The sequence below is a fragment of the Massilia sp. Soil_C_3 genome (genome assembly GCF_057657035.1).
Genome location: NZ_JBDGJG010000001.1, coordinates 413,517 through 431,205, shown reverse-complemented (window position 1 = coordinate 431,205; position 17,689 = coordinate 413,517). Strand labels below are relative to the sequence as shown.

The following is a 17,689-nucleotide window of genomic DNA, read 5'->3' as shown; positions in this document are numbered from 1 at the left end:
TGCTGCTCCCTGTTAGGCTGCTGCTGCGGCCGGCGCGCTGTCGGCGACGGTCGCGGTGAATCGGGCTGCGATGGCGCAGACGCTGGCGACCAGCACCAGGCCGGACAGGATCGTGAGCGTCTCTTTGATGTCGCCCGTGCCCTTCATCAGGAAGCCGGCCGCCACCGCGCCGACGTTGCCGCCGGCGCCGACGATGCCGGCCACACCGCCCAGCGCCTTCGGCGCGATGAACGGCACCAGCGCATAGGTGGCGCCGCAGGCCATGTGGGTGAACAGGCCGAACACCAGCATCGCGACCACGGCGAACACGACGCCCTCGGCCTGGGCGAACCACAGCAAGCCAAGGCCTTCGCCGATCATCAGCACGAACAGCACGGTCACGCGGCGGTTCAGGTCACCGGAGAGCGCAGCCTTGTCTGACAGCCAGCCGCCCAGCGCGCGGGCGAACAGCGCCAAGAGGCCGAAGCTGCCGGCCGCCATGCCGGCCTGCGCCAGCGACAGGTCGAAGTGCTCGACGTAATACACGGCGGCGATGTTGTGGATGAAGATCTCGATACCGAAACAGGCGCCGTAGGTAACGAACAGCAGCCAGGCGCGGTAGTTGCGGCAGCCGGCGACGAAGCTCGCCCAGCCGCCCTTGCCGCCGCCCTCCGGCATCAGGCCGGTCTTGCGCAAGTCGTCGTAGTTACCGGCCGGGCAATCCTGCGTGTAGCGCCAGTAGAAGAAGGCCATCACGATCATCATCACGCCAGGCACCACCAGCGCAAGGCGCCAGCTCAGCGACTGGCTGACGCCCAGCATTACGATGGCGGTCAGCATCAGTGGCATGAGCGCCTGCGCGGCGCCGCCGCCGGCATTGCCCCAGCCGGCCGCCGCAGCGTTGGCGGTGCCGACCACCTTCGGTCCGAACATGACGGAGGTGTGGTACTGGGTGATGACGAAGCTGGCGCCCACCGCGCCGATGCCCAGGCGCGCCAGCAGGAAGGCCTCGTAGCTCTGGGCCATCGCCACGCCCAGCACGGGAATCGCGCCGATGAGGAGCAAACCGGTGTACGTCTTGCGTGGGCCGTAGCGGTCGCACAGCGGGCCGACCAGCAGACGCACGAAGATGGTGATCGCGACCGCCGCGATATTGATGTTGGCGATCTGCTCCATAGAGAGCCCGAACTCGCCCTTGATGACCGGCATCAGCGGCGCGCAGGCGAACCAGGCGAAGAAGCAGATGAAGAAGGCGACCCAGGTCAGGTGGAAGGCGCGCATAGGCGCGCCCTGGAAGGAAAAGAGCTTGATGCTGTCCGCTTTGCTGGCCATTGTTCTTCCTTTGAAAAACGAAAAGGCGTCCGCGCTTGCTGCCGGGGGCAGTAGCTGCGGACGCCGTTGTCCTGTTGCCGTCCCCGCGTTGGGCCAGCTAAGTGAAAATGTTCGTGAGAAGAATCGCCATTGATCCTGTCATTGGTATGAGCAAGAGGCGTGCCACCGGGGCTTCAGGGGGGCGTACGCAATCCGGGCGGATCCGGATGCTGCATTGCGGTGCATCGCTCCCCACGATGATGCACCTGCACGCACCGCGTTCAAGATCCGGATGGTGCGCCGGCCCATGCTTGCGGGTCGCTGCCGTCCCATACCCGGCCGCCCAACAGGGTCGAACTGCGCATCGGGGAGCTGGGCAGCATGGTGCCGGTGCGTTCGGCCGCCTCGCGATACAGGTCGATGCGGTTGACCTGGGCCGCCAGCGCCAGGTAGGCCGGCGCTTCGCGCAGCAGGCCCCAGCGCCGGTGCTGGGTCATGAACCACATGCCGTCCGATAGCCACGGGAAGTTGGCCTCGCCGTCGGCATGGAAGCGCAGGCCGTTGTGGCCGCGCCAGCCGCCGCCTTCCCGGTGCTCGTCGATATGGCTGCCGGCCAGGCAGAACTGCAGCGTCTCGCGGCTGGCATTGACGTAGGCGGGACTGGCCAGCACCTCGGCCGCGGCTTCGCGGTTGGTGCGCGAGGCATCGAGCCAGCGCGCCGCCTCCAGTAACGCGGAGATCATGGCGCGGCAGGTATTGGGGTGGCTGGCGGCGAAGTCGGCGCGCGTGCCGAGCGCCTTGCCCGGATGGTTCGGCCATATCTGTTCGCTCGATGCGGCCTGGACCCCGGCGCCGTCGCGCTGCGCGCGCTGGCCCCATGGCTCGCCGGCGCAGAAGCCATCCATATGGCCGGCCGCCAGGCTGGCCGCCATCTGCCCCGGGGGCACCGTCACCGCCTGACAGTCAACGAGCGGATCGATGCCGTGCGCGGCCAGCCAGTAATACAGGAACATCGCGTGGTTCCCGGTCGGGAAGGTGTGGGCCAGGGTGAGCTTGCGCCCTTTCTGGTCCACCTCGCGCCTGAGCATGCCGGGATCGAGGGCGGCGTTGGCGAGCGCGCGCGAGACCGTGATGTTCTGGCCGTTCTGGTGCAGGTTCATCAACACAGCCATATCGCACTGCTGGGTGCCGATGCCGTTCTGGATGCCATAGACCATCCCGTACAGCGCATGGGCCGCGTCGAGCTGCTGGCCGATCAGGCGGTCGCGCATGGCGGTCCAGGACAGCTCGCGGGTGAGCTCGAAGCGCACCCCGTACTGTTCGTCGAAGCCGAGCACCGACGCCATCACCAGCGGCGCGCAATCGGCCAGCGGCATGAAGCCGATGCGGACGGTCTCGATCTCGGGGCGGTCGGTGCCGGCGATCCAGGCGCCTCTGCCTGCCAATGTCATACGTCTCCTTGTCTTGTATATGGAATCAGCGTGGCCTAGCCCAGCAGGTCTTCCACGTCGATCAGGCGCTGCGCGACTTCCGCCAGCTTCAGGTTCTTGTTCATCGCCAGGGTGCGCAGGCGCTGGTAGGCCTGCTCCTCGGTCAGGCTGTAGCGGTTCATGAGCAGGCCCTTGGCACGGTCGACGGTCTTGCGCTCCGCGAGCTTCTGGCGCGTGTCGCTCAGCTCATCGAGCAGCTTCTGCTCGCGCCGGAAGCGCGCCAGCGCCACGTCCAGCACCGGCTTGACGCGCTCGGCCTGCAGGCCGGCCACGATATAGGCCGAGACGCCGGCATCCATCGCCGCATCCATGCTGGCCGGCGCATCGTCCTCGGTGAACAGGACGATCGGGCGCCGCGCGTCGCGGGTGGCGATCACGATGTGCTCGAGCACGTCGCGCGCGTCGGACTCGCTGTCGGCGATGATCAGGTCGGGCTGCAGCTGGGCGATGCGCTCGGGCAGGAAGACGTCGGCCGGCAGCGAGGCGATCAGGTCGTAGCCCGATTCGAGCAGGCCGATGCGCAGCGCCGTGCTGCGCCGGGTCTGCGCAGCCTGGGCGGCATCCGGGTCGGTGCCGGGCGCTGTGGCGGAAAGCACGACGACGATCCGCAGGTGTGGTGAAGCACTGTCTCGCGATTTCATGTACCAACGATATGCAAGATTCGCACCAGCGTTGCCGATAACGAATGCCCTAGCCCTTCTTATGCAAAGCCCGATGCTCAGGGTATACGTATTTCGAATATCTTGCATGAGAGCAACTTAACAACCATTCACAAAACGAATCGCTGGAATCACAAATCTAAAGTTTGTTTATGATGGAGACACCCCTATACTGCAACGCAACATCGAAGTATTTATCTCAGGGGAACTATCATGACTGCAGCTATCCAACGCACCAGCTTCTTCGCGGCAGCCATCTCGGCCATCCGCAGCTTCTCGCAAGAACTGTACGTCGCCCACGGCGGCTACGCTCCAGCAGTGCGGGGTTAATATGCACCCGCTCGAATATATCACCATCGCCCTGGCCGTCGTCGCCGTGGCCGCGCGCGTCTCCATGTTCCTGCCGCGTCCGCCAAAAGGCCCGTTCAAGGCCATGTAATACAGGGCCTCATTGCGGCGCACCAGCGCCGCGATACCCGCTCCAAATCCAGCGTCGGCCGTACTTACGTACCGCCGGCGCTTGTCTTTACAGCAAAAAAAACCTGTCACATTCCGCAGACCTGATGGGTGCCTGCGCTAGAATGCATGCGCATTTCTCGCGAGCATTACTGGCAACCAAGCCACTTCTTCACTCATCAGACTCTACATGCGAACACCTGCACTTACCCTGTTTGCGGCCTCCTTCGCCGCACTGATCGCGCTGCCGGCGGCGGCATCCACTCCAATCACCCTCGACCAGGCCATGAGCCATCCAGACTGGATCGGCACCCCGGTGGAAGACGCCTGGTTCAGCTGGGACGGCAAGCAGGTGTACTACAAGCAGAAGCGCACCGGCTCGCCGGTACGCGACGTGTTCCAGGTCGCGGCCGGCAAGGCCCAGCTGGTAAAAGACGCCGAGCTGCCGAAGGTCGACAGCGCCGACGTCGTCTACAACCGCAACAACAGCCGCATGCTGGTCCTGCGCAACAACGACCTGTTCGAGCGCGACCTCAAGTCGGGCCAGCTGGTCCAGGTCACGCGCGGCGCCATCCGCATCACCGCCGCCCAGTACACGGCGGACGAACGCGCGGTCCAGTACCGCATCGGCAACGACTGGTATGTGTGGGACCGCACCAGCCGTGTCACCGGCCCGGCCGCACTGCCGCGCGCCGCCAAGGACCCGAACGCACCCGAGGAAGATCCCTACCGTTCGACCGAGCTGCGCCTGATCGAGCATCTCAAGCGCCAGAAGGATGACCGCGATGCCCTGCGCGAGCGCACCGATGAACTGCGCCGCGCCGACGCCTCGATGGCGCCGAACCAGATCTACCTGGGCGACAAGGTCACCATCGAAGGCAGCTCGCTGTCGCCCGACGGCCGCTGGCTGCTGGTGGTCACCGCCGCCAAAGGCGCCGACAAGGGCCGCGCCGGCAAGATGCCGCGCTACGTGAACGAGTCGGGCTTCGAGGAGACCGAAGACGTGCGCACCCGCGTCGGCCGCAACATGCCGGTGCCGCATGCACTGAAGCTGGTTGATCTGCGCACCAATAAGGTGCAGGACATCGCCTTCGACGCCCTGCCGGGCATCACCACCGACCCGCTGGCCGAGCTGCGCGCCGCCGCTAAAAAAGATCCACTGAAGGGCAACCGTCCGGTGGTGGTCTCGGGCGGCCGCAACGCGATCGACTGGAGCGCCAACGGCGCCAACGTCGCCGTCATGCTGCGCGCGGTGGACAACAAGGACCGCTGGATCGCCAGCGTCGACCTGGGCGCCGCGACCCTGAAACCCCTGCACCGCCTGACCGACGGCGCGTGGGTCAACTACGACAACGCCGAATTCGGCTGGCTGCCGGACAACCGCACGCTGTGGTACCTGTCGGAAGAAAGCGGCTACTCGCACCTGTACACCAAGGATAGCGCCAGCGCCGCCGCGCCGCGCGCCCTGACCACCGGCAAGTGGGAAGCCAGCGACGTGCGCTGGACCTATGACGGCAACACCGCCTATATGCTGTGCAACCGCGAGACCCCGGGCGACTACGAAGTGTGCGCCGTGAACGCCAATGGTGGCAACGTACGCGAAGTGACCAGGCTCGATGGCGTCGAAAAGTTCGCCCTGTCGCCGGACGAGAAGAAGCTGCTGGTGCACTGGTCGTCCAGCTACACCCCGATCCAGATCGCGACCGTGCCGGTCTCGGGCGGCGAAGCGAGCAAGCTGACCGACACCCGCACTCCGGAATTCAAGTCACGCGAGTGGATCGAGCCGCAGTACGTGGCCGTGCCTTCCAGCGCCGGCGGCGATCCGGTCTGGGCCAAGCTGTATCGTCCGGCCCAGCTCGAGCCGGGCAAGAAGTATCCGGTCGTGATGTTCGTGCACGGCGCCGGCTACCTGCAGAACGTCAGCAAGCGCTATCCGAACTACTTCCGCGAGCAGATGTTCCACAACCTGCTGGTGCAGAACGGCTACGTGGTGCTCGACATGGACTTCCGCGCCTCGAAAGGCTACGGCAGCAAGTGGCGCACCGCGATCTATCGCCAGATGGGCCATCCCGAGCTGGAAGACTACGTCGACGGCGTCAAGTACATGGTCAATCAGCACCAGGGCGACGCCGCCAACGTCGGCATCTATGGCGGCAGCTACGGCGGCTTCATGACCTTCATGGCCCTGATGCGCGCACCGGACACCTTCAAGGCCGGCGCCGCACTGCGCCCGGTGACCGACTGGACCACCTACAACCACGAGTACACCGCCAACATCCTGAACACCCCGGACATCGATCCCGAGGCATACAAGAAGTCGTCGCCGATCGAGTATGCGCAGAACCTGAAGGGCCACCTCTTGATCTCGCACGGCATGATCGACGATAACGTGTTCTACCAGGACTCGGTGCGCATGGCGCAGCGCCTGATCGAGATGAAGAAGGACAAGTGGGAGCTGGCGAGCTATCCGCTCGAGCGCCACGGCTATGTGCAGCCGGAGGCGTGGTATGACCAGTACCGCCGGATTCATGAGCTGTTCGAGCGTTCGCTCAAGCAGAAGTAATCTGCCGCCTCATCACGTCGTTCCCGCGCAGGCGGGAACCTAAGTCTTTCGCGCAGCCACTTCGATCGACCTCGGTGGCGCGCTTGGAAACTTAGGTTCCCGCCTCAGCGGGAACGACATTTTTGGGCCAGCAATAGATTCGGGCCAGCGGTGTTTCAGGGCCGCGGACCGAGAAAATCCAGCAAGGTCAAGGCCACCACCTTGGTCGCCTTGCGCAAATCCTCCAGCAGCAAACGCTCGTCGGCCTTCTTGGCATTCGACTCTTCCACCGTGCGCGGCCCGGCGCCATACAGCACCGCCGGGATGCCATGTTCGCCGTACAGCCGCGCATCGGCATACAGTGGCGTGCCGTGCGCGGGAATCTCCTCGCCCATGACGACGCGGCCATGACGCTGCAGGCTTTCCACCAGTGTCGAGACGCCAGGCAAAGGCCGCAGCGCCTGCGACAGCAGCAGGCGCCGGATCTCGAGGCGGATGCCGGGCAAACCACGCACCGCTTCCTCGATCAGGGCGCGCACCTGTGCCTCCACCGTCGCCGGGTCTTCTTCCGGGATCATGCGCCGGTCCATGCGCAGCACGACCTTCCCCGGCACCACATTGGTATTCGTCCCGCCGTCGATGCGGCCGACGATCATGGTCGGCGAACCGATGCCGGGCACACTGCTGCGGATCTTCTTCAGCTCGGGCAGTTCGCCATAGATCGCATTCAGTACCTTCGTCGCGGCCTGCAGGGCGTCGACCGCCGTCTCCGGCATCGCGCCATGCCCCGCCCTGCCGTGCACGGTCACTTCCAGCTGCAGGCAGGCATTATGGGCGGTGACGATGCCGTAACCGAAGCCGGCGGCGATCACGTAGTCGGGCCGCGTCAGGCCCTGGGCCAGCAGCCTGCCCGGCCCCAGCAGGCCGCCGACTTCCTCGTCGTAGGTGAAGTGCAGTTCGACCGCGCCCGATAGCGGCACTCCCAGCGCTTCCAGCGCGCGGGTCGCGAACACATAGGTGGCGAAGTCGCTTTTCGAGACCGCCGCCGCGCGCCCGTACAGATAGCCGTCCTCGATCACGGCACCATATGGCGGCCGGGTCCAGCCTTCGCCGGGCGGCACCACGTCGCCATGGGCGTTCAGCGCCAGCGTGGGGCCGCCGGCGCCGTACGGGCGGCGCACGATCAGGTTGGTGATGCTCTCCAGGCCGTGATCGCGCACGTCCTGCTCCGGCACCGCATGGCGCTCGACCAGCCAGCCGGCGGCCTCCAGCATGTCCGCAACCGCCTCGGCATGCGGCGCGTTATTGCCCGGCGGCGTATCGGTCGGAATCCGCACCACCTCCTGCAAGAAGGCGACCTGTTCGTCGAAGTGCGCGTCGATCCAGCCCGTGACGCGGTCGTGCAAGGGATTGTTCATGGAGCCTTTCCTGTGCCAGCGCCGGCTTCGAACCATGCCCCCACCTGGGCGCGCTCGGCATCGGTCATATGGGTGAGATTCGCCAGCGGCATGGCCTTCAGTTGCACCGTCTGCTGGTAGATGCGGGCCGCATGCTGGCTCACCAGCTCCGGCGTGTGGAGCATCACGCCGCCCGGCGCCGCCGCGAAACCGGCTTGCGTCGGCTGCTGCGCGTGGCAGGACACGCAGCGCTGGTCCATGATCGTGCGCACCGCGGCGAAGCGCGCGGCGGCGTCGATACCGGCGGCCGCCGCCGGATCGGCGCTAGCGCGCGGCGCCGGCGCCAGCATGACCGCCAGTGCCAGCAGCAGGGCCACGCCCGCGGCCGGATACCGCCATTCGATGCGGCCCTTGTGGCGCAGGTTGAAGAAGTGGCGGATCAGCACTCCTGCCAGCATGATCGCGCCCAGCACGGCCCAGGCATGCGGATGGTTGTAGGTCATCGCATAGTGGTTGCTGATCATGATGAACAGCACCGGCAAGGTGAAATAATTGTTGTGGACACTGCGCTGCTTGGCCTTGATGCCGTGGCTCGGATCGGGCTTCTCGCCCGTCAGCATGGCGTTCACCATCTTGCGCTGGCCGGGAATGATCAGCATCGCCACATTGGCCACCATGATGGTGCCGATCATCGCGCCCACGTGCAGGTAGGCGGCGCGGCCGCTGAGCAGGTGGGTGAGCACCCAGCTGCTGCCGACCAGCAGCAGCCAGATGGTGGCGCCGAACGCCAGCTGGTGCTGGACAAGCTTCGACCGGCACAAGAGGTCGTAGACGATCCAGCCGACCACCAGGCTGCCGATGCCGATGCCGACCGCCTGCCAGCTCGTCAGGTCGGCCACGCCGCGGTCGACCATCATCGCCTTTGCGTTCAGGTAATAGACGACCACCAGCAGCGCAAAGCCCGAGAGCCAGGTGGAATAGGCTTCCCACTTGAACCAGTGCAGCTCCGGCGGCAGCTCGGCGGGCGCCACCAGGTATTTCTGCGGGTTGTAGAAGCCGCCGCCGTGCACCGCCCACAGTTCGCCGGACACGCCCTTGCGCTCCAGGTCCGAGCCGGGCGCCGGCGGCTTGATCGTGTTGTCGAGCCAGACAAAGTAAAAGGAAGCGCCGATCCAGGCGATGCCGGTGATGATGTGCAGCCAGCGCAGCAGCAGGTTGAACCACTCCAAAGCATATGGCGCCAGGTATCCGGTGTCGAACATGGGCTTCCCTTGAGAATGAACGCGGTGCAGCTGAGATGGATCGACGATACGCTGATTCCAATTTCTGCGACATGAAATTTAGCGTATATTCAACATATCCACCTTGATATACGTTTCGCCCTGCGATGTCCAGCCTGCCCCGCAACCTCGACCTGCACCTGATCCGCATCCTCTACCTGCTGCTGGTGGAGAAGAACGTCTCGCGTGTAGCGCTCAAGCTGAACCAGCCGCAGCCCTCGATCTCGGCCTCGCTACGTAAACTCCGTGAGCTCACCGGCGACCCGCTGCTGGTGCGCGGCGCGCGCGGCATGGTGCCGACCCAGCATGGCGAGAGCCTGTTGAAACCGGCCAAGCGCATCCTCGACGAAGCCGAGAGCCTGTTCGTGCGCAAGGCGCCGTTCGTGCCCGAGCAGGCGACGCGCACCTTCCACATCGCCGCCCCCGACTATCTCGACGCGCGCTTCCTGCCGAACGTGGTGGCGCTGCTGCGGCGCGGCTCGCCCGGCAGCAAGGTGGTCATCCACGCGCTCGGCCCCGGCCTGGACTACCTGCGCATGATGTCCGACGGCGACATGGACCTGGTCATCGCCAACTGGGACGAGCCGCCGCCTCACCTGCACATGTCCAAGCTGTTCGAGGACCCGATCATCTGCACCATGCGCGCCGACAGCCCCTACGCCAGGCGCACGGCGCCGGACGCGATGACGCTCGAGGATTACCTCGACCTGCCCCACGTGGCCCCGACTCAGATGCTGCCGGGCTACCACGGCGTGATCGACGCCTGGCTCGAGCGCCACGGCCTGCAGCGCCGGGTGGCGGTCGAGTCGCCCTATTTCGGCGTGATTCCCTATATGTTGACCCAGAGCGACCTGGTGCTGACGACCGGCCGCCAGTTCATCCGCGCCTTCGAAAAGACGCTGCCGCTCAAGAGCTTCACGGTGCCGGTCAAGTTTCCGCCGATGCGCTTCTACCAGCTGTGGCACCAGCGCGTGCACCAGTCGACCGAACACAAATGGCTGCGCGACCAGGTAAGCAGCGCGGCCAGGGCCCTCAATCAAGAATAGCCAGGAATAGACGATGCCGACGATCCAGGAGCTGAACGAACTCGACGCCGACGCTTTCACCAATGCGCTGCATGGCATCTACGAGCACTCACCCTGGATCGCGCAACGCGCCGCCGCGGCCCGCCCTTTTTCGACCCTGGCGGCGCTTAAGCTGGCCTTGCAGGCGGCGGTCGACGGCGCGAGCGACGCAGAACGGCTGTCCCTGCTGCGCGCCCACCCCGAGCTGGCCGGCAAGGCCGCCATCGCCGGCGAGCTGACGCTTGAATCGACCGGCGAACAGGCCAGCTCGGGCCTCGATCGCTGCACACCCGACGAATACGCCCGGCTGCACGCGCTCAACGCCCAGTACAACGAGCGTTTCGGCTTTCCCTTCATCCTGGCCGTCAAAGGCCCGACGGGACGCGGCCTGGCACGGCAAGCCATCATCGACACCTTCGTACGCCGCCTCGATAACACGCTTGATGACGAGCTACGCGAAGCGCTGCGCCAGGTGCACCGCATCGCCGAGATGCGGCTCAATGCCCTGCTGGGCATCGTGCCCTTGATCGGCGTCACCGTGATGGACTGGTGCGAAACCCTCGGCGCCATCAGCGACAGCGACGCGGACCTGACCTGCGCCTACATGACGCCGGCCCACCAGCGCACCGCCGCGACCATCGCCGGCTGGATGCGCGAGGCGGGCATGGCGGTCCACATCGACGCCGTCGGCAACGTGGTCGGCCGTTACGCCGCCGCGCGGCCGGGCGCCAAGACCCTGATCACCGGCTCTCACTACGACACCGTGCGCAATGGCGGCAAGTACGACGGCCGGCTCGGCATCCTGCTGCCCATCGCGCTGGTCGGCCGGCTGCATGAGCGCGGCGAGCGCCTGCCCTATGACCTCGAAGTGATTGCCTTCGCCGAAGAAGAAGGGGTGCGCTATCGCAGCACCTTCCTCGGCAGCAGCGCGGTGGCCGGCGGCTTCGACCCGGCCCTGCTCGATGCGCGCGACGCCGACGGCGTTCATCTGCGCGACGCACTGGCCGCCGCCGGCCACGATCCGGCCGCCATCCCTGCCATCGCGCGCGATCCCACCGAGGTGCTCGGCTTCGTCGAGGTGCATATCGAGCAGGGACCAGTGCTGCTCGAGCGCGGCCTGCCGCTGGGCGTGGTGAGCGCGATCGCGGGCAGCTCGCGCTACCTGGTCGAACTGAAGGGCGTGGCCAGCCACGCCGGCACCACGCCGATGGGCATGCGGCGCGATGCGGCGGCCGCCGCCGCCGAGATCGTGCTGCTGGTGGAACGCCGTTGCAGCGGACCGGCATCGCTGGTGGGCACGGTCGGGCAGCTGGAGGTGCCGGCCGGCTCGGTCAACGTGGTGCCCGGCGCCTGCCGCCTGTCGCTCGACATCCGCGCCGCCGACGACGCAACCCGGCTGGCGGCGGTGGATGACATCCTGGCCGGCATCAGTGCCATCTGCGCGCGGCGCGGCATCCAGGAAAAACTGTGGAAGCTGCTCGAGATCGATGCCGTGCCCTGCGCGCCGCGGCTGATAAACCAGCTGCGTGCTGCGGTCGAAAACGCCGGCCTGCCGTCCTTCGAACTACCCTCCGGCGCCGGCCATGACGCGATGCGCATGGCGCAGCTGACCGAGGTCGCGATGCTGTTCGTCCGCTGCGGCAACGGCGGCATCAGCCACAATCCGCTCGAGACCATGACCGCCGACGACGCCGATGTCGCTGACGCGGTGTTGCTCGACTTCCTGCGCGACTTTACTCGGGCGGCAGCGCCGGCAGGATCAGCGACGTAAGCAGCTTCTCCGTCAGCGGATGCGGCCCCGGCACACGGAAGTTGGTGGTGGTGATGACCACCACCGTGTGCCATTCCGGCAGCACATAGACCTTGTTGCCGCCCATGCCCGACATCGCATAGGTGGCCACCTTCCGGTCGCCCACGGTGAACGGCTGCAGCCACCACAGATAGCCGTAGTCGACGCCCTCGCGCACCTGGGCATGCGGCTTGATCGAGCGCTCGATCCAGGCCTGCGGCAGCACCTGCTTGCCGGCCCACTTGCCGCCATTCAGGTAGAGCTGGCCCAGCTTCCACAGGTCGCGGCTGCGCAGGCTCAGGCTCCCGCCAGTCATCGCCGCCCCCGAAGGCTGCACTTGCCACTTGACCGGCGCGATGCCGAGCGGCTTGAACAGCACCTCGTCGGCGAAGTCCTGCACGCTGCGTCCCGTCGCGCGCTCCAGCAGCGGTGCGATCAGGGCCGTGCCCGCGGTGCAATAGCTGAAGGCGCGGCCATAGGGCTGCTTGTCGGGCGGCGGCGTCCATTCCGGGAAGCCGCGCACCGGCAGGTCGAGGTAGAAGCGGCTCCAGTCCTCGATCAGGTACATGCGCTCTTCGTGCCCGCGCGAGAACTCATTGAAATCGTCGCACTCGACGATGGAGCTCATGGTGAGCAGGTCTTCGACCGTAATGCGGTCCTTGCGCGGATCGGGATGCACGACAGGCATCTTGTCCTTGAAGAAGGGCATGACCGGCGCATCGACCGCGAGCAGCTTGCGCTCGACGGCTGCCCCGACTAGCATGCCGCCCACGGTCTTGGTTACCGAGCGCGTATTGCGCAATCCTTGCGCGCCTTCGGCGTCGAAATACTGCTCGTAGAGCACCTTGCCGTGGCGCGCCACCAGCACGCTGGTGATCTGCTTGAAGTTGCCAGCCTTGATCTCGCTGGTGACCGTATCGAAGCTCGCGGCGCCGGCGCTGCCTGCCGCAAGCAGGAAAGCCATGGCTATCGCATATCTAAACATGCACCCTCCTCGTCATGAAATGGCCAGTCTAGTCGGGCGTCGGTGGCGCCGTCTTGTATCCATCAAACATCCGGCGGCGCCAGGCGCCCGGAGGCATGCCGAAGCGCTGACGGAAGGCATGGCTCATATGGCTCTGGTCGACGAAGCCGGCGTCCAGCGCAATCTCGGCCACGCTGCGACCCTGCGTACGCAGCATGGCGCAGGCGCGCTCGATGCGGCGCCAGCGCAGCAACTCGCCGGGCGAACAGCCGAACAGCTCGCGGAACACGCGCGCCAGGTGCACCGGATGCACACCGCTGCTGGCCGCCACGTCGGCGACCGACAGGCCGGGGTCGACGGCGCCATCCATCACGGCCCCATAGGCGTGGCGCATCCACGGGGGCGGCTGGCGCACCGCCGTGCCTGGCCGCGTGTCGGTATGGGCCAGCAGCTCCCACACGCCGGCTTCGAGCAGGAAGGAATCGGGCCGGCCCTGCATGCTGCGGGCAAGCGAGAATGCGGTGCGCAGGCAGGCGGCATGCTGCAGATAGCTGGCGCAGGTGGGGATGCGGCGCAGCGCGTCACCGGCGTCGAGGCGCGCCGGTTCGATCGAGATCGTCATGAAGCGCCCCTTTCCGCCCAGGAAGCGGTCGCGGTGCACGGTGCCGGGCGGGTTGTAGACCAGCGCCGGCGCCGGCGCCAGGCTCGGCGCGCCATGGGCGCTCGAGATATAAGTCCCGGCCAGCACCAGCACGAAATGCGCTTCCTCGTGCAGGTGCAGGTGGACGTCGTGCTCCGGCGCGGTGGCCTCCAGCACACCGAGTTCGAAGATTCCGCCCTGGGTGCGGTCATGCCGCACGCCATAGAATTGTCCAGGGCGGAAGCGCACCGTCAACGTGAAACCTCAGGCCTGCAAGTCGGCATGGATCGCCTGCGCCGCCTGCAGGCCGTGGCGGCGCGCCTGCGTCGATTCCAGGTGCGGCGCTACGCAGTCGCCGCCGGCATAAATGCCCGGCAGCGCGGTACGAAAGCACCCATCGACCTCGATCCGGTCGCCATCGCGCGACTGCTGGCGCACCGATGGGTCCAGTTCCGGCCCGGCGGCGCGGCCCACCGCCTTGAACACGGCGTGGGCGGCGATCTCGGTGAAGCCGCCGGTATCGACCACGCGGTCGCCCAAGAGGCGGGTCTGCTCGAAGCGCACCGACCCGACCGCGCCGCGTTCGTCGCGCAGCACCTCGAGCGGCGCAACCCAGCCGCGCACCCGCACGAAGCAGGCGCGCGCGACTTCTTCTTCGCGGCCGTCGGGCGCCAGGGCGTGGCGCAGCGCCAGGGTGACGTCCTGGGCGCCCAGCTGCTTCAGGCGCGCCGCCATGCCGACAGCGCCGCGGCTGGCGCCGATCACGATCGCGCGCTGCGGCACCGGCAGCGCCAGCAGGTCGTCCAGCGCATACACGGCAGCGAGCCGGCGGCCGGCATCGACCAGGCCGGCCGGATCGCTGCCAGACAGCGCCAGCACGCGGCTGGCCGCCAGGCCGACGCCGAGGAAGATCGCGTCGTGCCACAGGTGCAGGTCGGCCAGCTCGAGGTCGACGCCCAGCTTGCGGCCGTGTTCGCAGCGGATGCGGCCCTGCGCCACCAGGCGCTCGAACAGCGCGTGTTCGGAGGCGCTCGCCGACGCAGTTTCACCCATGCGCTCGCGCGAACGCGCTTCGTACAGCACGACGCCATTGCCGAGCAGCGCCAGCCGGATGGCGCAGGCCATGCCGGCCATGCCGGCGCCGACCACGGCCACCTGCTTGCCGGTCGGCGGCGCCGCTTCGGACAGGAGGGAAGATTCTTCGGATGCGGACAGGTCCAGGGCGTCGGTGGTGGCGGTCATCGGTCTCTCTTTCTTCTCAGGCGGGGCGTGGTGCGCCCTCTCGGGTATTTTTCAGGTCAGTTGCGTCAAGACCTTGGCCAGCTTGCCGAACAATTCGTCGACGTGTTTTTTTTCCAGTACCAGCGGCGGCGACAGCGCGATGATGTCGCCCGTGATGCGAATGAGCAGCCCGTCGGCGAAGGCCTGCTTGAGCGCCGCATAGCCGCGCGCGCCGGGCTGGCCTGCGATCGGCGCCAGCTCGATGGCGGCGATGATGCCGATCGAGCGCAGGTCGATCACGTGCGGCAGGCCGCGCAAGGATTGCAGCGCTTCCTCGAAATACGGCTGCATGCGCGCCGCGTTCTCCAGCACCCCCTGTTCGCGGAACACGTCCAGCGTGGCCAGCGCGGCGGCGCAGGCCAGCGGGTGGCCGGAATAGGTATAGCCGTGGAACAGCTCGATCCCGGCCGGTCCTTCCATGAAGGCGTCATGGATGAACGCCTTGCTGAACACCGCGCCCATCGGCACCGCGCCATTGGTGATGCCCTTGGCCGTGGCCATCAGGTCGGGCTCGACGCCGAACCAGTCGCCGGCGAATGGCGTCGTCAGGCGACCGAAGCCGGTGATGACTTCGTCGAAGATCAGGAGGATGCCGTGGCGGTCGCAGATCTCGCGCAGGCGCTTGAGATAGCCCTTGGGGGGAATCAGCACGCCGGTGGAGCCGGATACCGGCTCCACGATCACCGCCGCGATGGTCGACGGGTCGTGCAGCGCCACCATGCGTTCGAGGTCGTCGGCCAGTTCGACGCCGTGTTCGGGCTCGCCGCGCGCGTAGGCATTGCGCTCCTGGTCATGCGTGTGGCGCAGGTGGTCGACGCCCGGCAGCAGGGGCCCGAAATGCTTGCGGTTGGCGCCGATGCCGCCGACCGAGATGCCGCCGAAGCCCACGCCATGGTAGCCGCGCTCGCGGCCGATCAGGCGCGTGCGTCCACCCTCCCCGCGCGCGCGGTGGTAGGCCAGCGCGATTTTGAGCGCGGTGTCGACCGCTTCCGATCCCGAGCCCGTATAGAACACGTGGCCGAAGCGGTGGCCGCTGAACTCCATCAGGCGTTCGGCCAGTTCGAAGGCGGCCGGGTGGCCCATCTGGAACGTGGGTGCGTAGTCGAGCTGGCCGGCCATGGCGGCGATGGCTTCGGCGATCTTCGGCTGGCCGTGGCCGCAGGGCACGCACCACAGGCCGGCGGCGCCGTCGAGCAGCTCGCGGCCATCGACGTCGCGGTAATACATCCCTTTGGCGGAGACGAGCAGGCGCGGATCGCGCTTGAAGTCACGGTTATTGGTGAATGGCATCCAGAAGGATGACATCGCGGCAGGCCTGGACTCATACATGATGCGCTCCCCGTCTCGATGGCGCTCTGAAGCATTGAAGTTTGAACAAGAATGACGAGACTTGCAACAGGCACACGGTTGGCGGAATGCGCAGCCGCAAAAAACATGCATGGCGCATCGTGTCAGCGCCAGGAAAATCCGGTCGGTCGCAGCCTTGTCTACAGGCGTCACTGCAGTGGTATGCTAGCGCTTATCACACTGGCAATGCGAACCATGTCGACTTATATCACCCCTGTCCTGACCACCGAACGCCTGGTGCTGCGCCCGCTGGCCGCGAGCGACGCGCCGGCCCTGTACACCATCTTTTCCGACCCGGCCGTGGTGCGCTACTGGAGCACCGAGTCGTGGACCGATATCTCCTTCGCCGAAGCGGCCATCGCCCGCGCGCAGGAGGCCTACCGCGACGAGACCGAGCTGCGCTTTGCGATCGAACTCGCCGCGAGCCGCGAACTGATCGGCACCGTGGGCCTGCACCACTTCTTCAACCAGAACAAGCGCTGCGAACTCGGCTACGCGCTGGGCAGCGCGCACTGGGGCAAGGGCTATGCCTTCGAAGCGCTGCGGGCCGCGCTGGACCATGGCTTTCGCGAGGTCGACCTGAACCGGGTCGAGGCCGACATCGATCCGCGCAACGAAGCCTCCGGCCGCCTGCTCGAAAAACTGGGCTTTCGCAAGGAGGGTTTCATGCCGCAGCGCTGGCTGGTGCACGGCGAGTACGCCGACACCGTCTTTTACGGCCTGCTGCGCGACTACTGGAACGACAGGACGGCCCACTGATGGCAAGACGGAATCGTACGATGAAGGCGATGGCAGCATGTTTGAGCCTGGCGCTGTCCCTGCTGGCCATGGCGCCGCAATCGGCGGCGGCCCAGGCCACGCTGCCGACCTGGCGCGAGATCATGATTTATGCGACCGACGCCGGCTACCCAGCGGCGCTCTCGCAGCGCGGCGTGCAGGGCAATGTGACGGTCGAACTGGCCCTCGACGACAAGGGCCGCAAAGGGGTGATCGCGGTGCGCGACTCTTCACGCTCGGCCGAACTCGATGCGCTGGCGCTGGCCATGGCCAGACGGCTGGACATCCCCGCCAGCGGCGCGCACCGCAGCGGCCTGGTGATCTTCAAGTTCAAGAAAGACCACAGCACCACCATCGCCACCAAGAGCTGCGCCGATTTCAACGTCGATGCCGCCTGGCAGGCCGCCACCTTCCCGGAACGCAGCCTGCGCGAGTTGCCAGTGACCTATGAAAGCATCGGCACGCTGATCTACAGCATGCACCGCGAAGGCTCGGCGCGCCAGGCCTTCCCGGCCATGGAACCGGTCCTGAACGCCACGGTGGCGGCCTGCGCGCGCACGCCCGAGGCCGGCATGCTCGACGTGATGCGGCAAGAAGCGCTCAAGCTGATCGAGCAATAGGCGTATTTACCGCCAAGGATGGGGCCGAAAGCGCCCCCGTTCATCCGCCCTCACGACCGCTCGTCCCCGGATTCGCCCCGTTTATCGGATCGC

14 protein-coding genes are annotated in these 17,689 nt (G+C 66.7%); 5 read left to right on the top strand and 9 right to left on the bottom strand.

Translation table 11 applies throughout. The features are described 5' to 3' along the window. Positions 1–12 precede the first annotated feature (12 nt). The 3 genes from AC3A6F_RS01965 to AC3A6F_RS01955 form a co-directional block, all read right to left on the bottom strand. On the bottom strand, positions 13–1,311 hold the full coding sequence (locus tag AC3A6F_RS01965; RefSeq protein WP_487678286.1) for an MFS transporter: 1,299 nt from the start codon (positions 1,309–1,311) through the stop codon (positions 13–15). A 260-nt stretch (positions 1,312–1,571) separates the two neighbouring features. Then, complete coding sequence (locus tag AC3A6F_RS01960) at positions 1,572–2,741, bottom strand: CmpA/NrtA family ABC transporter substrate-binding protein (RefSeq protein WP_487678285.1); 1,170 nt, start codon at positions 2,739–2,741, stop codon at positions 1,572–1,574. 35 nt (positions 2,742–2,776) lie between these two features. Next, positions 2,777–3,421 (bottom strand): ANTAR domain-containing response regulator, encoded by a 645-nt coding sequence (locus AC3A6F_RS01955; protein ID WP_109344840.1) that lies wholly within the window; start codon positions 3,419–3,421, stop codon positions 2,777–2,779. 664 nt (positions 3,422–4,085) lie between these two features. Between AC3A6F_RS01955 and AC3A6F_RS01950 the strand changes: the two genes are divergently transcribed. After that, a complete protein-coding gene (locus tag AC3A6F_RS01950) occupies positions 4,086–6,458 on the top strand; it encodes a S9 family peptidase (RefSeq protein ID WP_487678284.1) in 2,373 nt (790 codons plus the stop codon). Between the two features lie 155 nt (positions 6,459–6,613). On the opposite strand, the gene AC3A6F_RS01945 is transcribed toward AC3A6F_RS01950, so the two are convergent. Both AC3A6F_RS01945 and AC3A6F_RS01940 read right to left on the bottom strand, forming a co-directional pair. After that, positions 6,614–7,855 (bottom strand): M20/M25/M40 family metallo-hydrolase, encoded by a 1,242-nt coding sequence (locus tag AC3A6F_RS01945; protein ID WP_487678283.1) that lies wholly within the window; start codon positions 7,853–7,855, stop codon positions 6,614–6,616. Beyond that, on the bottom strand, positions 7,852–9,096 hold the full coding sequence (locus AC3A6F_RS01940; protein WP_487678282.1) for a urate hydroxylase PuuD: 1,245 nt from the start codon (positions 9,094–9,096) through the stop codon (positions 7,852–7,854). Before AC3A6F_RS01940 ends, AC3A6F_RS01945 begins: the two co-directional genes overlap by 4 nt. A gap of 125 nt (positions 9,097–9,221) precedes the next feature. Between AC3A6F_RS01940 and AC3A6F_RS01935 the strand changes: the two genes are divergently transcribed. Together AC3A6F_RS01935 and AC3A6F_RS01930 are read left to right on the top strand one after the other, a co-directional pair. Further along, positions 9,222–10,160: a LysR family transcriptional regulator gene (locus AC3A6F_RS01935; protein ID WP_487678281.1), complete on the top strand. Its 939-nt coding sequence runs from the start codon at positions 9,222–9,224 to the stop codon at positions 10,158–10,160. Between the two features lie 13 nt (positions 10,161–10,173). Then, the gene (locus tag AC3A6F_RS01930) at positions 10,174–11,949 is read left to right on the top strand and encodes an allantoate amidohydrolase (RefSeq protein WP_487678280.1); all 1,776 of its coding nucleotides are present in this window, start codon (positions 10,174–10,176) and stop codon (positions 11,947–11,949) included. Here AC3A6F_RS01930 and AC3A6F_RS01925 read toward each other — a convergent pair. From AC3A6F_RS01925 to aptA, 4 genes are read right to left on the bottom strand one after another with little or no spacing between them, the layout of a single operon-like run. Next, positions 11,912–12,931 carry a serine hydrolase domain-containing protein gene (locus AC3A6F_RS01925; RefSeq protein ID WP_487678279.1) on the bottom strand — a complete coding sequence of 340 codons (1,020 nt, stop codon included), beginning with the start codon at positions 12,929–12,931 and terminating at the stop codon, positions 11,912–11,914. The genes AC3A6F_RS01930 and AC3A6F_RS01925 overlap by 38 nt on opposite strands. Positions 12,932–12,980: 49 nt before the next feature. Continuing rightward, entirely contained in the window at positions 12,981–13,790 is an 810-nt protein-coding gene (locus AC3A6F_RS01920; RefSeq protein ID WP_487678278.1) for a helix-turn-helix transcriptional regulator, read from the bottom strand. 45 nt (positions 13,791–13,835) lie between these two features. After that, positions 13,836–14,813 (bottom strand): FAD-dependent oxidoreductase, encoded by a 978-nt coding sequence (locus AC3A6F_RS01915; protein ID WP_487678277.1) that lies wholly within the window; start codon positions 14,811–14,813, stop codon positions 13,836–13,838. A gap of 51 nt (positions 14,814–14,864) precedes the next feature. Beyond that, complete coding sequence (aptA, locus tag AC3A6F_RS01910; protein ID WP_487678276.1) at positions 14,865–16,181, bottom strand: omega-aminotransferase AptA; 1,317 nt, start codon at positions 16,179–16,181, stop codon at positions 14,865–14,867. 213 nt (positions 16,182–16,394) lie between these two features. Between aptA and AC3A6F_RS01905 the strand changes: the two genes are divergently transcribed. Beyond that, complete coding sequence (locus tag AC3A6F_RS01905) at positions 16,395–16,958, top strand: GNAT family N-acetyltransferase (RefSeq protein WP_123071651.1); 564 nt, start codon at positions 16,395–16,397, stop codon at positions 16,956–16,958. Between the two features lie 29 nt (positions 16,959–16,987). Next, on the top strand, positions 16,988–17,596 hold the full coding sequence (locus AC3A6F_RS01900) for a TonB family protein (RefSeq protein WP_487678275.1): 609 nt from the start codon (positions 16,988–16,990) through the stop codon (positions 17,594–17,596). Positions 17,597–17,689 lie beyond the last annotated feature (93 nt).